This window comes from Polyangium sorediatum, assembly GCF_029946465.1.
Classification (GTDB): Bacteria; Myxococcota_A; Polyangia; order Polyangiales; family Polyangiaceae; genus Polyangium; species Polyangium fumosum.
Genome location: NZ_JARZHI010000004.1, coordinates 1 through 15,500, shown reverse-complemented (window position 1 = coordinate 15,500; position 15,500 = coordinate 1). Strand labels below are relative to the sequence as shown.

General features: G+C 66.3%; 13 protein-coding genes. 8 read left to right on the top strand and 5 right to left on the bottom strand.

Annotation, left to right across the window (positions count from 1 at the left end; all coding sequences use genetic code 11):
- Positions 1–205 precede the first annotated feature (205 nt).
- From bamD to QHF89_RS06215, 3 genes are read right to left on the bottom strand one after another with little or no spacing between them, the layout of a single operon-like run.
- Positions 206–1,390: an outer membrane protein assembly factor BamD gene (bamD, locus tag QHF89_RS06225; RefSeq protein ID WP_284720148.1), complete on the bottom strand. Its 1,185-nt coding sequence runs from the start codon at positions 1,388–1,390 to the stop codon at positions 206–208.
- Positions 1,391–1,410: 20 nt separating this feature from the next.
- Entirely contained in the window at positions 1,411–1,992 is a 582-nt protein-coding gene (locus QHF89_RS06220) for an RNA polymerase sigma factor (RefSeq protein WP_136927570.1), read from the bottom strand.
- A complete protein-coding gene (locus tag QHF89_RS06215; protein ID WP_136971052.1) occupies positions 1,989–2,879 on the bottom strand; it encodes a hypothetical protein in 891 nt (296 codons plus the stop codon). Before QHF89_RS06215 ends, QHF89_RS06220 begins: the two co-directional genes overlap by 4 nt.
- A gap of 469 nt (positions 2,880–3,348) precedes the next feature.
- On the opposite strand from QHF89_RS06215, the gene QHF89_RS06210 reads away from it, so the two are divergent.
- From QHF89_RS06210 to QHF89_RS06175, 8 genes are all read left to right on the top strand, one after another.
- The gene (locus QHF89_RS06210; protein WP_136927572.1) at positions 3,349–3,765 is read left to right on the top strand and encodes a hypothetical protein; all 417 of its coding nucleotides are present in this window, start codon (positions 3,349–3,351) and stop codon (positions 3,763–3,765) included.
- A 272-nt stretch (positions 3,766–4,037) separates the two neighbouring features.
- On the top strand, positions 4,038–5,591 hold the full coding sequence (locus QHF89_RS06205) for a serine/threonine-protein kinase (protein WP_284720147.1): 1,554 nt from the start codon (positions 4,038–4,040) through the stop codon (positions 5,589–5,591).
- Positions 5,581–6,966, top strand: a complete 1,386-nt coding sequence (locus QHF89_RS06200; RefSeq protein ID WP_284720146.1) for a PEGA domain-containing protein — start codon at positions 5,581–5,583, stop codon at positions 6,964–6,966. Before QHF89_RS06205 ends, QHF89_RS06200 begins: the two co-directional genes overlap by 11 nt.
- A gap of 285 nt (positions 6,967–7,251) precedes the next feature.
- Positions 7,252–7,926 carry an START domain-containing protein gene (locus tag QHF89_RS06195; RefSeq protein WP_136971055.1) on the top strand — a complete coding sequence of 225 codons (675 nt, stop codon included), beginning with the start codon at positions 7,252–7,254 and terminating at the stop codon, positions 7,924–7,926.
- A gap of 99 nt (positions 7,927–8,025) precedes the next feature.
- Complete coding sequence (locus QHF89_RS06190) at positions 8,026–9,189, top strand: TIGR02281 family clan AA aspartic protease (RefSeq protein ID WP_136971056.1); 1,164 nt, start codon at positions 8,026–8,028, stop codon at positions 9,187–9,189.
- A gap of 135 nt (positions 9,190–9,324) precedes the next feature.
- Positions 9,325–10,521, top strand: a complete 1,197-nt coding sequence (locus QHF89_RS06185) for a hypothetical protein (protein ID WP_136971057.1) — start codon at positions 9,325–9,327, stop codon at positions 10,519–10,521.
- A gap of 196 nt (positions 10,522–10,717) precedes the next feature.
- Positions 10,718–11,620, top strand: coding sequence for a hypothetical protein (locus QHF89_RS06180; RefSeq protein WP_136971058.1), 903 nt, complete (start codon positions 10,718–10,720; stop codon positions 11,618–11,620).
- Between the two features lie 642 nt (positions 11,621–12,262).
- The gene (locus QHF89_RS06175; protein ID WP_211365282.1) at positions 12,263–12,583 is read left to right on the top strand and encodes an Ig-like domain-containing protein; all 321 of its coding nucleotides are present in this window, start codon (positions 12,263–12,265) and stop codon (positions 12,581–12,583) included.
- A 213-nt stretch (positions 12,584–12,796) separates the two neighbouring features.
- Here the strand turns inward: QHF89_RS06175 and QHF89_RS06170 are convergent, their stop codons facing one another.
- Together QHF89_RS06170 and QHF89_RS06165 are read right to left on the bottom strand one after the other, a co-directional pair.
- A complete protein-coding gene (locus QHF89_RS06170) occupies positions 12,797–13,258 on the bottom strand; it encodes a hypothetical protein (RefSeq protein WP_136971059.1) in 462 nt (153 codons plus the stop codon).
- Positions 13,259–14,053: 795 nt separating this feature from the next.
- Positions 14,054–15,124 carry an RNA polymerase sigma factor gene (locus QHF89_RS06165; protein WP_136971060.1) on the bottom strand — a complete coding sequence of 357 codons (1,071 nt, stop codon included), beginning with the start codon at positions 15,122–15,124 and terminating at the stop codon, positions 14,054–14,056.
- Between the last annotated feature and the right edge of the window lie 376 nt (positions 15,125–15,500).

Here is a 15,500-nt window from a genome sequence, read left to right as displayed (position 1 = left end):
GCCTTTTGGACCACGAACCCAATGGCGCGCAGGAACCTCCGGCGCGTCGGTGTTGCTTCGGTCCCGTATGACAGGACCGAGGCGTGGATGACCTTCAGGGCGCTTGCTCGGCATGGGGGTCGCTCGTCCCTCCCCCACGCCCCTCCTTGCCCGCTCCGCGCCCGACCCTTCGTCGAAAAACAGCTATTCTCGAAGGCGACCCGCGTTAGTTTCCTGCCATGCGTTCCGCGTCGACGCGATGCGCCCCCTTGGGCCGCGTCGCGAGGTATCGCTTGGCGGCGGCGACGGCCTCCGCGGTACGGCCGGCGCGCTGGAGCGCGACGGCTCGCAGGTAATCCGCCTCGTCGGCACGTGCATCCGCCGGGTACGTCGAGACGAACTGCTCGAACTTCTCGGCGCAGTCGGCGTAATTGCCGCGACGAAGCGAAGCCATCGCGTCGGCAAACGCGCGCGACGCGGCCGAAGGGACACGTACCGGCGGCGGAGGCGCGAAGGTGGGCGCGGAAGAGGGCGTCGCTGTCCAGGAGCTCTCTTCCATGACGTTTTCGTTCGGGTTGTCCGACGAGGGGTCCGACATTCCCCGATGGCTACGCACAGCCGCGGCGCGCGACGACGTTTTTCCTTTCGCCGGGGCGCTCGGGACGACCGCGGACGACGTGGGTTCCGGCGCGGGTATCGCCGCGGGTTTTTCCTTGTCGGCCGCCTCGACCGCCGCGTCGCCCGTCGCCCGCCACGATCCGCCTGCCGGAATCACCGCCGTGAATCCCGCATACTGAACTTCGGCCGTCCCTTGCTCCACGGCCACGCTGCGGATCCGGCCTTCCTTGGCCTCGATCCGCAATGCCGTCGCGCGGACCTCGATCTGCGCGTCTTTCGTGCGCACGACGAACCGCTCCCCCGCCGCGAGCCGGCTCCGCGCCACGTCGAGGGCGCCGTCCTCGAGGATCACCTCGTCGAGGCCCGCGCTTCGATTGCGCGTGAAACGTGCGTCGTCCGACGGGCGCACCTGCGGCTCGGAAGCGCCTTGGAGGCGCGGCGGCGCGCTCATGTGCAGCGCGAGGGCGACCCTGCTGGTCGTGGCGGTCCATTGCCCGCCAAAAAAGCCAAACGCCCCCGCGATGCCCAGCGTCGCCGCCGCGAGCACGAACCGCGCCTTTCCGAACGAGACACGTGGCGTCGGCAGCGCCGTCGCGCGTTCCAGGAGGGAAACACGCGCCCGCTGGTGCGAGAGCTGCGTCGCCCGCTCGCGCGGCGCGCGCACGGCATCCCCGATTCGCGTGAGATCACGCGCGAGGCCGGCGCATACAGCGCACGATTTGAGGTGGCGCTCCATCGACGCCCCCTCCTGCGGGCCGAGCCGCCCGTCCCGGAGGGCTTCCACGAGATTCATCCACGGGCACTCCGGAGACGTCATCGCCCCCCCCTTTGCAGCGTTCGCCGAAGCTCGGCCCGCGCCTCGTGCAGGCGCCGCCAGACCGTGCCGACCGGCGTGCCCAGGATCTGCGCGACCTCGGGGCCGGACATGCCGTTGTATTCGACCATCACCAGCACGATCCGCCGCTCGTCGGAGAGGCGCGCGATCGCCGCCTGCAGGAGCGCCTCCTCCTGGGCCTGGTTCACGTGCTCCTCCGGACTCTGCCGCGACGCCGTGGGGGCTGCGCAAAACGCATCATAAAGCGCGCGCAGCCGCACGAACGTGCGTTTGCGGCGCCGGAGGAGCTGCGTCGCGATGCCCATCAAAAAGGGCAATGCCGAGGCACGCCCGTCGAACGAGGCGGCCGCGCGCGTCGCCGTGAGGAATGTCTCCTGCACGAGATCGTCGACATCCGCGACGTTGGGCGCGGCGCGCAGGAGAAACTGACGCAAGGGCTCGTGGTAACGATCGAAGAGGATGCCCAGCGGCCCGAGCTCGCCCTCGGCGATGGCAAGGAGCAGCTCCGCGTCGCTCAGCGCGGCGGCATTCGAGAGGCGCTTGGTGGCCAGCGGGCTCATCGAATCGCCATCTCGATCCCGACCCCGAGGCCGATCGTGTAGGCCGGAAAAGGCCCCGTCGACCACACGCGCGCGCTCGGTGAGATTTCGCCGTCGAGGGCAATCACAGCGCGAAACGCGTCGGTGAGCGGGACGACGACCTGGGTCTCCAGGCCGATCCGGAAATGGACACGCGTATCCTGGTCGAACTTCTTGTCGCTCTCGAGATCCTCCTCCGGCACCACGCTCGTCACCACGGCGAGGGAAGGCCGAAGCGCGGGCCGCAGCTCGATGGATCCGAGGGTGATGGAGCGAAAGGCCGAGGCGCCGATGCACAGCTCGCCCATCGGCGGCAGCCCCTCGACGAGCGGCATCGACAAACCATCGAGGCGCAGCCAAACCCCACCGCCCCACGACTGGAACGGCACCGCGGCCATGAGGGTCCCCCCACCCCAGATCCGGTGCGCCGGCCCCGCGTAACGGGGTCCGAGGAGGGCGCCCAGGAGCACACGCGGCGGCCGCTGCTCCGCCTCCGGCGTGGGGGCGGGCGGCATGCTCTCGGGGCTCGGAGGAAGCGGCTTCGCGAGGAGCGCCTCACCGACCGGCCTGACGTCGTCCGGCGCGTCGACCTCACGCGTGACGGCATGCCCATCCGCGTCGACCACGGTGACCTTGGCCGCGTCGACGGTGACGACCAGATCGACCTGGCCGCCCACACAGCTCCAGGGCTGCCCCGGTGTGCCGGTCGCCGCGACCAACGCCTCGACCGCGTGTCGCCAGGCCTCGGGCTGGGCAGACACGTTTGCCCCGAGCCGCGCCGGCGTACACGGCTGCGGCGGCGTCACGCTCACCGGGGTGGGGAGCAGCGCCGAGAGGCTCAGGCCGAGAAGCGTCGTGGGCAGCGTCAATGCAGCGAGGACTCCACCCCTTCTTACCCGCTCAGCGGCGAACCCTTCGGGGAAAAATCGCGCCAGGGTCTTGCCGCTCGCTCGGAAGCGTGGCGCTCGATACAGGGCCAACCCGCATCGGGTCCGTCCTGCGGCTGGTGCTCGTGGAAGCTAACCGGGAGCACAAGGGAATGCGCCGGCGGCATGGGTTGGTTTGTCCACGGAGACGGGGGAAGATCACGGATGTGTGGCCGCCGTGGTTCCGACGACCCGACACGCGCGCGCGACGCTGGATGCGGCGGGCGCGCCTGTTCGTGTTCTTCTTGCTCGGTTTGATGGGAAGAACTAGGCTCCGCCGCGGGGACGACGGACACGCCTGTTCGCATTCTTCCGCCTCGGTTGACCGGCGGAGAGGGTTCCGCGCATCCTTCTGCGCCCCGTAATTGACACGCAGACACACGAAAAGATCACCGAAGGAGATCAGACGAGCATGAAATCGACCAGCCGGATGATTGCTTTTTCCCCCGCAGTCCTGGCGCTCGCATTGAGTGGTTTCCTGGTTGGCTGCAACAAATCGTCGACGGATTCGGCTGCGCCCGCAGGCTCCGCGACCGGCGCGTCGGCGGCGGCCTCGGGCAGCGTTTGCGACGTCGCTGCCTTCGAGAAGGAGCAAGACGAGAAGGGCCGCCAGAGCCACACGCCGAGGAAGCTCACCGGCTGCAAGCTCGAGTCGTACAGCCCGAAGAGCAAGACGGCGCAGTTCTCGGGCAATGGGAAGATGAAGCTCTCGTGCGTGAACATCCCCAATCCGGAGGGGATGCAGGTCGGCGACCTCGCGGACATCGAAGGCAAAGAGGATGGCGCTGGTTTCGTCACCCTCTACGACTGTACCGTGAAGAAGAAGTGACCGCTCGCGCGGCGGCGCAGAGCTCCCATGCCATGCGCCTGTATCCGCCGCAGGGACCATTCCTCGTCCTCGATCGGGTCGCCTGAACCCGATCCGATCCCGAACGACCCCAGCGAAATTTGCCGCCCCACGCACTTGTTGGGCGACGCACAGCCATGCGTTCGACCCGGGCCACGGCCCGAACCGGTGGATCTCAGGAGCGTCATCCAGACGACAGCGGGCTGCGCAACGAAAATAGCCTGCCGGCCGAGAGCTGTGGTAGTCGTCTCTACATGGGCCTCGGTCCCGGATACCCGGTTTCGAAGCACGTGAAGCTCGTGCGCCTGCTCGGCAGGGGCGGCATGGGAAGCGTGTGGATCGCGGACCACCTCGGGCTGAAAACGCAGGTCGCGGTGAAGTTCGTCGCGGATGTGCACGCCAGCGACCCGGCGACGCGGATGCGTTTCCAACGCGAGGCCACGAGCGCGGCGCAGATAGGGAGCCCCCACATCGTAAATATCCATGACCACGGGATCACGGGCGACGGGATCCCGTACATGGTCATGGAGCTCCTCGATGGGGAAGACCTGTCGGCGCGCATCAAACGAGCAGGCCCCCTGCACCTCGACGAGGTCGCCAAGATCATCTCGCAGGCCTGCAAGGCGCTCGGCAAGGCCCATCGGCTCGGAATCGTGCATCGGGACGTCAAGCCGAGCAACATCTTCCTCCTCGATACGGAGGGAGACACTTTCGTCAAAGTGCTCGACTTCGGCATTGCGAAGCCGGGGGGCGGCGAATCGAGCGAAGTGACGAGCACCGGGATGATCGTCGGGACCATCCTCTACGCGAGCCCCGAACAACTCCTCAACGCCAAGAGCGTGGATTTCCGCGCCGACCTCTGGTCCCTGGGCGTCGTCGCCTACCGCGCGATGACGGGAAAGCTCCCCTTTTCGGACGAAAATGGGATCGGCGCATTGTTCCTGGCCATGCAAGCTGGGCGTTTCGTCCCGCCGAGCCAGATCGTGGACACCATCCCGCCCGAGGTCGACGAATGGTGCAAGCAGGCCTTGGCGCACGATCCCGCGGCGCGCTTTGGCTCGGCCCGGGAGATGGCAAACGCGCTCTACACCGCCCTGGGGAGGACGTCGTCCCCTTCCCTCACGCGTGCTCCGCATAAGGCGACCGACCCGTCTTCACGCCACGTCACCCGCGGAGAATCGACCGGGGCTGGCTCCACCGTCGGAGGGAGCGTACGGCGGGACGAGCATGTCACGGTTCTCGAGAACGGGTATCGGTCGTTTTCGTCGGACGACGACGCTTCGCGCGACGACGCCCGCCTCTCCACCGACGATTCCGCGCATCACGGCGAGGACGAAAACTCCCGACACGCGGCGAAGGATCCGAGCTCCCTCGGGGGGGCCGCATCGGCGACGACGTACGTCGGGGAGGCGGCGGCCCACGCGTCGGGGCGGCCGGGTGCGGGGCGACGCCGGGCCGTGATCATCGCGGCGGTGGTGGGCCTCGCAGGAGCAGGCGCGCTGGGGTTTGTCTTCCTGAAGCGCCCCGTGCAACCGTTCGTCGGGGCGTCGACGCCGGCCATCGAAAACGCGCCCGATGGAATCACGGCGTCCGCGAGCGCGACCACGAATGCCCCGAAGGAGCCGCCTGTGGTCGCGCCGGTCACGAGCCGCGTGGAGCTCGCGCCGAGCACGCCTGCGCCAAGTGCGTCGGTGTCCAATGCCTCCGCTCCGAGTGCGTCTGCGCCGGGGCCGAACCCGAAGCCGTCGGCAAAGCCTGGCGGCCCTCCGCGCAGCACTCCGCTACCCGAGAAGGATTATGGATTCTGAACGGTCGGTGATTTCGAGTCGCGTCACGCTGGTGCGTTTCTTCCGGGGGTTCGCGAGGGTGTCGAGCGTTGCGGCGTTGTTCGTCACGACGGCTCTCCTCGCCCCGCCTCTCGCGCTCGCAGAGCCCTCCTCGGCGGACAAGGAGACCGCCCGAAACCTCATGAAGGAGGGCGACGCGAAGTTTGCCACGAGAGACTACGCAGGCGCCCTCAAGGCGTATCAAGCGGCCCACGCGATCATGCAGGTCCCGTCCACGGGGCTTCCCCTCGCCAAGGCCCAGATCGAGCGCGGGCTGCTCGTCGAGGCACGCGACACGTTGTTGCAGGTGTCGCGTCACCCCAAGGATGCCAATGAGCCAGCGGCATTCGCCAAAGCCCGCGAAGAGGCCGCGGAGCTCGCGCAAAAGCTCACGACGCGGATCCCGTCCCTGGTCATCGTGGTGGACGGCGCGTCGAGTGATGTTGCCGTCGTGGCCGTGGACGGCGCGTCGATCCCGGCGGCGGCGCTCTCCGCTCCACGCAAAGTCAATCCGGGCTCCCATACGATTACCGCCTCTGCGAGTGGATTCCATCCCGCGAGCACGACGGTCAACGTGAAGGAAGGCGCGAGCGAGAAGGTGACGATCAAGCTCGTCCCGGCCGATGGCAGCAAGCCGCCGCCGGCCCCGGCTGCGCAGACGATCGAGGGGGGCGGGAAGATCCGAATCGAGAGCGCCGCGAACGAGGGGAACGTCTTCATCGACGGGCGAGCCGTGGGCGCAACGCCGCTGGAGGTGCCCGTCACGGCGGGCGTGCACGAGGTCGAAATCCAATACCCGGGCGGCTCACGCGAGAAAAGGCAGGCGACCGTCGCCGCCGGCAAGACCGAACGCGTGGAGTTTCGTCCCTCCCCCATGGATGAAGTGGCGCGGCACCGCAAAGGTCTCCACTTCGGCGGGTCGTTCAGCCCTGCAATGGCGGTGTATACCGAGGGCGGCGCGGTCATGTTCGGCGCGGCGGCGGGTTTTGTGATGAACATTGGCATCACGCCGATGTTCGATTTCCGCACGGGCGGCACGCTGACCGTCATGCACCGATTCATCGAAGATCCGAGGTATCAGGTGACCCAGGTCTCCGTCGTCGTGCCGGCCATGCTCCGCGTCAACTGGAGCCCGTGGTTCTCCTCGGCCGCGGGTCTTTCGGCTGGGTTCGTGGCGGATCTGCAGCAGGACCCGGTGCTCTTTGGTGCGTCGGTGGGCCCGGAATGGTCGCTCATCTCCATGTGCGCCGGCGACCGACGCCAATACGAGATCTCGTTCAATCAGGGGCTACGGTTCGGCCACGCCCGAAATGACTTTCATCAATCGGTCACCTTCACGTACCTCTCGCTCGATTGATGGGATGCGTGCCGCGGCGACGCGCACGCCATGGGAGAAACCAGGCCGGACGGACATCCCCCAGCCTCCGTGGCCGCCCTCGGAGGGTCTGTCAGGTCCACACCGCGTACGTCCACCACGAAAAATATGCCGGCCGCTGGAATGAAGGCCCGGTCCATTTATCCTCCAAAGGAGAATGTTGAGCAAGGGGTCCTCCTGGACGTTTGTGGGATGATTTTTCCTGTCCGTTTGAGGTACACTCGGTCTGCGGATACTTTGTTCCACCTACGTTGAGGACACGGACGAATGAGACGCTGGACCTTTCTCGCCATCCTGGTCGCCCTCGCGCCCTTGGACGCGTCGGCCGAGCCTCCCCCGCCCTCGCCCGCGCAGGCCGGGGCCCCATCGCAGGTGCGCGCTCCGGCGCCCGCGAGCGCGCTCGCGTCGGAGGGGTTCACGCTCCTCGACGAGGAGAAGGGCGTCCGCGTCCACCGCCGCGAGAAGCGCTCCGGCGTCGAGTTCGCGGCCGAGGCGAGCTTCCCGGCGCCGCCCGAGCAGGTGCGCCGCGCGCTGCTCGATTACGCGAACCACCAGAAGTGGCAAGAGCGCCTCAAGGAAAACAAGGTCCTCGCCCGCAACGCCGACTCTCTGGTCGTCTATCAGCGGCTCGACCTCCCGGTCATCGACGATCGCGACTACACCATTCAAGTCACCTGGGGCGCCGAGGGCCCGATCCTCTGGATGCGCTTCGCCGCCGCCAACGAGCGCGGGCCGAAGCCCGTGGCCGACGTGGTCCGCGTGAACACGCACGAGGGCGCCTGGCGATTCGAGCCCGAAGGCGGCAAGGGCACCCGCGCCGTTTACCGCTTCCACCTCGATGTCGGCGGCAACGTCCCCTCGTGGCTCGGGAAGGGGCAGGCCAAGGACGACATCATCGACTTCTTCGTTCGGCTCAACAAAGAGCTCCCGAAATACCGCTGACGCGCAAGCGCTCCTTCGGCGATCTCACGCCGCGCGATCGTGCGCTCCCCATGTTCGTACGCTTGCTCGGCGGAGGGTCTTCGCGGTAAAACGGCGCCCATGCAGCGCCCCATTTGCCAAGCCCACCCCGGACAACCCGCGGTGGCCTCGTGCAGCCAGTGCTTCGTGGCCCTCTGCACGGTCTGCCGGCAGTTCGACGGCATGCAGCCCCATTGTCCCCATTGCCTGCGCAAGCTGCGCCGGGCGCCGCTCGTACGTGCCCTCGTCGCCCTCGTCGTGCTTGGCGGGATCGGGGGCGGGGGCTATTGGGCCTATCGCACCTACCAACCGCGCTACGACTACGGAGCTGCCTCGAACACGGTGCACAAACTCGAAGCCGAGCTTCAGAAGGAGCCTTGCGACCGCCCGAAGACGCTCGAGCTCCTCGAGACGATGCTCGCGGCCGGCGACAGCCGCGGGGTGCTGGCGCGGGCCGCCGCGTTCTCCGCCGCATGCGGCGAATTCGTGCAGACGAGGCGCATCACCTACCGCGCGCACCAGCGCCTGGGCGAGGCGGACGCAGCGGCGACCGATCTGACGGCGCTGGTGAATTCCGAGCCTTATCAATTCCATTATCGTGCGTGGCGGGGCGTGGTGTACCAGGAGAAGGGCGACCTCGACCGCGCGGCGGAGGATTTCCGCCAGGCGCTCCTGCTCTACCCGAAGCTCACCGACATCCCGCTCAACCTGGCGACGGTCTACGAGAAGCAGGGCAAGCCTTGCGAGGCGGCCTTTCCGTTGCAGCAGCTCGTCTTTCATCATTCGCGCGCGCCCTGGACGCCGGGCATCCGGGCGCGCATCGCCGATCTCCTGCAAAAAGGGGGCTGCTCGGTCGTGGGCGAGGGCCGCGCGACGCTACGGATGGAGCCGGGGCAGCTCCAGATTCGCGCCAAGGTTCGCCTCGACGACAAGGAGACAGCGTCCTTCGTGGTGGATACCGGGGCAAGCTATGTGACGCTGCCACGAGCGCTCGCGGAGAGGCTGGGCCTCGACCTCGCCGGGGCACCGAAGGTCGAGCTGCAAACGGCGAATGGGCGAAAGGAGGGGCTTTTCATCTTGCTGGGCGCCATCGCGGTGGACAAACTCGCAGCGAAGCGCGTACCGGCCGTGGTGGTCGACGATCTCGGCCCAGGCGTCGAGGGGCTTCTGGGGTTGAGCTTCCTGTCGCGTTTCGAGCTTCGGCAGGCGGATGGGGTGATCGAAATCGCGGTTCCGACGCCCTGAAGGCGGCCGTCCTACCCCGGGAGCCCGGATGGTGCCGGTAGATTCCAAACAGTGCGCTAAAAACAGGCATTCTCACCGACCACACGTCATCGAGCACCCGATGGCGAAGACAGCACACAGCCGAAGGCGGATCTCATGCATATGATCGAGTCCCTGCAGACGGGGCGGTTGGGAGTCACATTCCAGTTGCCCTCACACTCGAAGATCTGCCGCGACGAGAGGGAATGCGCCGAACTCGTCGATGAGCCGAAGGGCGTGGTATGGTGGTTTTTCTTTTTTCCCGACCTTCATCTCGATGTGCACGAGGAACATCGGGCGGACTTGAGAAAGTCGCTTGAATACTACGCGCGAGCGATGTTCGATGATATGTTTCATAAGCGTGACCGTGTCGACGAGCAGCGTTCGCCTCGGACCGCGGATCCCACATGGTCTCCGATGATCGATGTCGAGCCTTTGAACATTGACGGTGCGGAGGCCCTGCGAACGGTGCACCGAATGGCCTACGAGCCCGGGAGCGAGATGATCATGGGACACCTCCTCCTCCCCCTCCGGCAGGGTCTGTTCGAAGCACGCGTGTTGTGTGTCGACAACATGACCGGGGTCCGCGAAACGCTGCTCGTCAACAAGCGGCTGAAGGAAAGGTCACCGAAGAGCGAGGAAACCTTCAAGCAGATGACGGCGACATTTCGACAGGCCGACTTCGATGACCCGCGGCACGACGATGCATTCCCGGAGCATTCGCTGAGCCGGGCACGGGCCGCCCTTCGTTGGCTCTGCATCGAATCGAATCTTCGTGTGATGGAGCGACCGTCTCCTTTCGAGCAAGGCGAGGTTGAGCTGTCGCATATGGGCTGTGCCCTCGTGCCGCCACCGCGGTTCCGCTACGACGCTCCGAACGGCCCGTCCCAAGAGGGATGCTTTCGTCGAGTATCGTTTTGCGGTACGGACGGGGTGGAGCGGATGTACGTGAATTGCTGGGACGACTTCGCTCGCGATACAGCGACCCATCTCCCAGGGGTGGCCGAGTCGATCGCACGGATGCTTCATGAGGACAGCGACATCAAAGACATGCGCGTGACGGTCGAGACGCTTGCCCCCCTCGACCAACGGCCGCTGGCTCTGGTGATTGTGGAGGGGATGGGCCATCTGGGGTTGCTACGGAATGTGATGCTCTTCTTCCGAGACGAGCACCAACTCCCTTGGTCGTTGAGCCGATTTGGAACCGCAGCGGTCCCGCGCGAGGCATTGGCTGCGGAGCTTACCGAGGCAGCGCGCTCCTTCCGATTCATCCGTCCTCCAAAGCAGCAGAAGCCTTGGTGGAGATTTTGGTGAAGCAGAGAGCGAGCTGCCAGGCGAGAGGCCTCGAACGCGTCGCCGCCCGCCCAGCCGATCCCGCCATGGCGACCTCCGTCCCCCGCTGCACGGGGATTGTGCATTGATTCGAGCCGCCGGCCTGGAGTAGGATCACGCGCCTTACGGGTGAGTGAGCGAAGGGTCGACCCTTCGCGCAGAAAGTCGCAGGTCAACCATGCAGCATCGTCTTCACGCTTGCAGCCTCGCGCTCCTCTTGACCGCATTCTACGCGGGTTGCAGCTCGGACCCCTCGAATTCGAACGCGGGCGGCGGCGGAAATGGCGGTGACAGCACCGGCACGAGCAGCAGCAGCACCGGCAGCGCAACGGCCAGCAGCGGAAGCGGCGGCTCCGGCGGCTCCGGCCCGAATCAAACTTTATGCTCCTCCGGCAAATACATCATCTGCGAGGATTTCGAGGCCACCGAGGTCGGCGCGGTCCCGCAAGGGTGGACCAAGCACGGCGACCCTGCCGCGGTTGCCGACGATGAAGCGGCGAGCGGCGCCCACGCGTTGAAATTGGGTCCGATGGTCAACGGGGAGCGACGCATCTATCATGACGGCTCCAAGCTCGGCAGCGGGCATTGGGGCCGCATTCGCTACAAGGTCGCGCTCCCCGTCCCCGACGCCTTCGTCCACTCGACCCTCGTCGCGCTTTACGGCGACGGCCCCACCGTAGGGCCGGAGGAGGTCCGCGTAGTGGATACCGTGAAGGAGGACAAGGACGGCTGGAACAACGACGGCAACGGCTCTCACGTCCAGTACCTCTACAACGTCCAGCCCAACGGGGCCGAGTTTGGCAAGGGAAGCGATTATAGCTGGATGTTCGACGACCAGTGGCATTGCGCCGAATGGCACATCGACGGGCCGACGCAGAGCTACGACTTCTACATCGACGACGTACACGTCGATCAGATCAGCATCGCGAACGGGGCTGGCAATTACGAGGGCTCGCAGATCCCAAACGCCTTCAGCGAGGTGCGCATCGGCTGGACGAACTATCAGCAAGCCCCGCCTGGCTTCACGGCGTGGATCGACGATATCGTGCTGCATGACGAGCGCATTGGTTGCCAAGATTGAGGCGCAGCACGGACGGGACATGAACCGCGGCAGATCTGCTGCCGGGGGAGGCAGTAGACGATCGGTCCGTCGTGATGTCCGAGGCGCATTGTCGGTGCACTCCCACACGAACGCAGCTATCGACGCGCCGGCACAGCCCAGCCAGCGCAGTTCGTGCGCGTCATGCCCGAACTCAGCCCAAGGCACCTCCGGTCGTGGATCGCGGGAGCGGAGCTGCCGCGGAAGGCGGCGCAAGCGCCGGGGTTTCCCCCCTGATTCTGCTCGGGATTCCTTGCTCGCCTCGACGTCCAGAACGTAACCGTTTGCCAGGTGCACGGGACCAGACCTTCGCTCGCCGGGAGTAGCCGACTGAGCAGAGCGAGGACACGAGCACGTTGCGCCGGGTCACGGTCGCCTTCGTGAAACGTGCAAATCTTTGCTGTTATCGTGGAAGACCGCTCCGGTTCGTAATGACGCTTGCCGACGGCAAATACCGTACAAGATTCCCGTAACGTAGTTTCCGGGCATAAGTTGCACAGCCGTGGGCGAAAAAAAGCCTTTTGATGTCGGCACGCGACATGCAGGGTGAAATGGCAGAACATCAAAGGGTGGGGAATCCCCCCAGGAGCAAAACAAATGAAATCGTATTGTATGCTTTTCGCCATGGCGTTCTCGGCGATGTCGATGGTTACCGCGCTGGGTTGCGGCGATGAGAGCAACAAGACGGTCTCGGACCTCGATCTCACCCCCGACACGAGCTCGATGAAGAAGGGCGAGACGCTTCAGTACACGCTGAAGGTGATGTATTCCGACGGGTCGGCGGACGGGGATATGTCCGGCGATGCCGAGTGGGTCTCGAGCGATCCGGCGACCGCCACCGTATCCGCGGACGGCCTCGTGACCGCGATCGACGAGGGAACGGTCACAATCACCGCTCGCTACGGTGGCGAGGAAGAGACGGAGTCTCTCGTCGTTCTGCCCTGACGTCAGCGCTGCGCTGATTCGGATGGGTGAGAGGCCCAATCTCGGGGAGATCGGGCCTCTCCGCTTTGGGAGAGGTCATCGCGTTCTGGCGCGCTCATTCGCGCCTGATTGCGATCCTGATCGAGTCGACGCGAGCGCGATTCTACCCCTGTAGACGCAAAGGGGGATCTCGACGACCTGCGTGACGACGAATGCTCAGAGCCGGTCCACCCCTCACCCCGCGGACCGCGCGCGGCGCTTCGCTCGGCAAAGGGCGAGCGCGGCCAGGGCGACGGTGATCCCGAGCGGCGCGCCTTCGTTCGAGCTTCCCGCGGCGGACACGGAGCAACCCTTTTTCTCGGCCACGGACACGGTCGCGGCGGACGGCGCAGGCGCAGGCGTTTTTGCGTCGGCGGGCTGCGGGGTCGCGGTCTTCGCCTCCGTCGGGGCATTCGCGCCCACCACGCAGCGTAACCGCTGCCGCCCCCCGAGGGCCTCCTGGGCGACGCACGTGCCGGCCGCGCCTGCGGGCTCGGCGCACGCATCGCCGGCGGCCTTGTTTTGACAGGCCACTTCCTGCGGTCCGATCAAGTCCGCGGCCGCGGAGGCGGGGCCGACGAGCACAGCGATCGCGAGGAGAGCGCCGGAGAGCCGGTACGCGAGGGAGGGGTTGTCCTGGGAAATGGGAGCGCGCATCCTGCACACCTCGCTCGTTCGCCGGGCGAAGTCAAGGGAGACGGGGCGCGTCATGACAGGGCGGCCACGGTCCGGTCCCGCGGCTTCGACGCGTGCGGGCTGCGCGGGGACGTCTTCTCCCCTCGCCTCGAAGCCTCCTCCCAACCCCTCTCCCCAAACCTTCGGCCTCCCGCCGCTCTCTCCCCTCCGGCCGACCGAATCTTTTGCTCCCCCGAACCGCTCCACCCTTCCATTCCCCTAACACCTCGCATGTGCGCACCTTCCGTCAAGCGCGGCCTCGACGCCATCGCGCCTCATACCGACCGGATCGCCGAGGAGCTGCCGAACATCGACGTCGCCGAGCTCCAGAGGCTCGACGACCTCGCGCTCGACGTCATCTATGCCGCCGCGCAAATCGACCGCTCGAGTGATGGCTCCACCCCCGCTCTGCTGGGCTTCCGTGTCACCCCCTCATCTCCCAGGCGCAAGGAAGTAGAGCAGTCTTCGCGCAGTCGGAACGCCGGCCGATGGCTCGACGAACGCCGCGGGGAAGTCGTTCGGGGACGCTCGTCAGACATGAACGCATCTCCGTGGCGTGGGTGGATCACGAGCATCACGAGGGCGGCGACCACGCGCGGGATCCCTTCCTCATGCCGAGACGAAACGCGACTCCGCGGAGCAGCCGTCGCCCTCGTGATGCTCGTGATCCGATAAAATCGCTCCCGGAAAGGCGCAACGGACGCAACTCGCCCAGAGAGGTGCCCTCGCGCCCTTCCGGGAGCGCGCAACGTAACTTTTCGACAAACGCGACGCTCGTCAGCGCTGGCCGGCCAAGGCACGGAGCGCCGCGGCGCGAAGGTTCTCCCGATCCTCGTCGGGATGCGGTCTCTCGCGTGCATCGAGCTCCACGAGCTCCAGGGCACGTCGAGCATTCCCACGACGTAATGCGGCCTTCGCCTTGAAGAGCCATGCATCCGACGCCGAAGCTCCATCGGAGCTCGGTCCATTGGACGAATTCGCGCCGGACCGCGGCGTCGTCGTCGGCACAGCAAAAATCGACGACGACGACGCCACCGGAGGCGGCGCACATGCGCTCGACTCCATCCGCGGCGCCTCCGCACTCCGCCTCGGCTCCGCCTGCACCAACACCGCCCCCGGTTCATCGGCCGAAGCGAATGGCCTCGGCTGCGTGATGGCCAGCGCAAGGACGCCAGCCGCCACGCTCGGCAACACGCGGAGCGGTTCGCCGAGCACGCGCGCGCTGACACGGAAGAACTCGCGCACCCACCCCCCGAATGCCTCGGCCACTCTCGTCGCCGCGAGGAAACTCCCGAGCCCGACCAGAACAACCACGCTTCGAATGCCGCGGGGCCTCTTGATCGTGTCGAGCGTCGTCAGCTCGAAACCGGCCATTTTGCGGCCACGACGTAGCCACGTCTCGACGGACTTGACGCTCGCGCCGATCCTCGCTGCGGTCTCCTGGGCATTCTCCCCGAGCGCGTTGCCCTCGATAGCAAGCCGATACTCCGGCCGCAGCCGTTGCCAGATCCCCTCGATCCGCTGACGCTCCTCCAAAGCCGTGATCGCATCCCGCGGCTCGGGCACGAGCAACTCCATAGCCGGCCCCTCGACGAGCTCCTGCCGTGCCAGCGCCCTGCGCTCCTTGATGTGCGTCAGGACGCGGAAACTCAGGATTGCCAGAACGATCTTCATCCGTTCGTCCGGCGCGCTCGGAAGCGGCTTCTCTCGTGCATAAACGTCGACAAAAACATTGGCGACGACATCCTCGGCGTCCTGGTCGCGAACCCCCTTCGCTCGTGCTCGCTCATAAAGAATCGGGACGAGCGTGATCAGCTCATCGTATTCTTCTTTTTTGGGTTGGTTCACGGTAAAACCTCTTGGGTCGCCCCAACGTCCCCTCCCTCGTAGAGGGTCGACGAGACCCAAATCCCTTCAACGATCGACATGCACCCCGAAAATATCCGGGAGACCGTGTTCCACCGAACCAAACGGCGCACAAGACTGGGTTTTACGTTCCTGGCTCCCGCATTCGCCCTGTTGGCCGATGCACCCGCGAACGCCGAGCCATCCCACTACCGCGTGGAGCTCTCTGCGAAGCAGCTCCCGACCTGCGACTGCGCATCCCGCCCATCGTGACCGCTCGTTACGCGCCATCGTGACCACCTGTTTCGCGCCATCGTGACCACCCGTTTCGCGCCATCGTGATCGGAGCGAAGCGACGCTCTGGCTGTTCAGGGTTCCT

Coding starts and splice junctions, on each gene's coding strand:
- bamD (WP_284720148.1), bottom strand. CDS start 1,390: ATGAATCTCGTGGAAGCCCTCCGGGACGGGCGGCTCGGCCCGCAGGAG.
- QHF89_RS06220 (WP_136927570.1), bottom strand. CDS start 1,992: ATGAGCCCGCTGGCCACCAAGCGCCTCTCGAATGCCGCCGCGCTGAGC.
- QHF89_RS06210 (WP_136927572.1), top strand. CDS start 3,349: ATGAAATCGACCAGCCGGATGATTGCTTTTTCCCCCGCAGTCCTGGCG.
- QHF89_RS06205 (WP_284720147.1), top strand. CDS start 4,038: ATGGGCCTCGGTCCCGGATACCCGGTTTCGAAGCACGTGAAGCTCGTG.
- QHF89_RS06200 (WP_284720146.1), top strand. CDS start 5,581: ATGGATTCTGAACGGTCGGTGATTTCGAGTCGCGTCACGCTGGTGCGT.
- QHF89_RS06195 (WP_136971055.1), top strand. CDS start 7,252: ATGAGACGCTGGACCTTTCTCGCCATCCTGGTCGCCCTCGCGCCCTTG.
- QHF89_RS06190 (WP_136971056.1), top strand. CDS start 8,026: ATGCAGCGCCCCATTTGCCAAGCCCACCCCGGACAACCCGCGGTGGCC.
- QHF89_RS06185 (WP_136971057.1), top strand. CDS start 9,325: ATGCATATGATCGAGTCCCTGCAGACGGGGCGGTTGGGAGTCACATTC.
- QHF89_RS06180 (WP_136971058.1), top strand. CDS start 10,718: ATGCAGCATCGTCTTCACGCTTGCAGCCTCGCGCTCCTCTTGACCGCA.
- QHF89_RS06175 (WP_211365282.1), top strand. CDS start 12,263: ATGGCGTTCTCGGCGATGTCGATGGTTACCGCGCTGGGTTGCGGCGAT.
- QHF89_RS06170 (WP_136971059.1), bottom strand. CDS start 13,258: ATGCGCGCTCCCATTTCCCAGGACAACCCCTCCCTCGCGTACCGGCTC.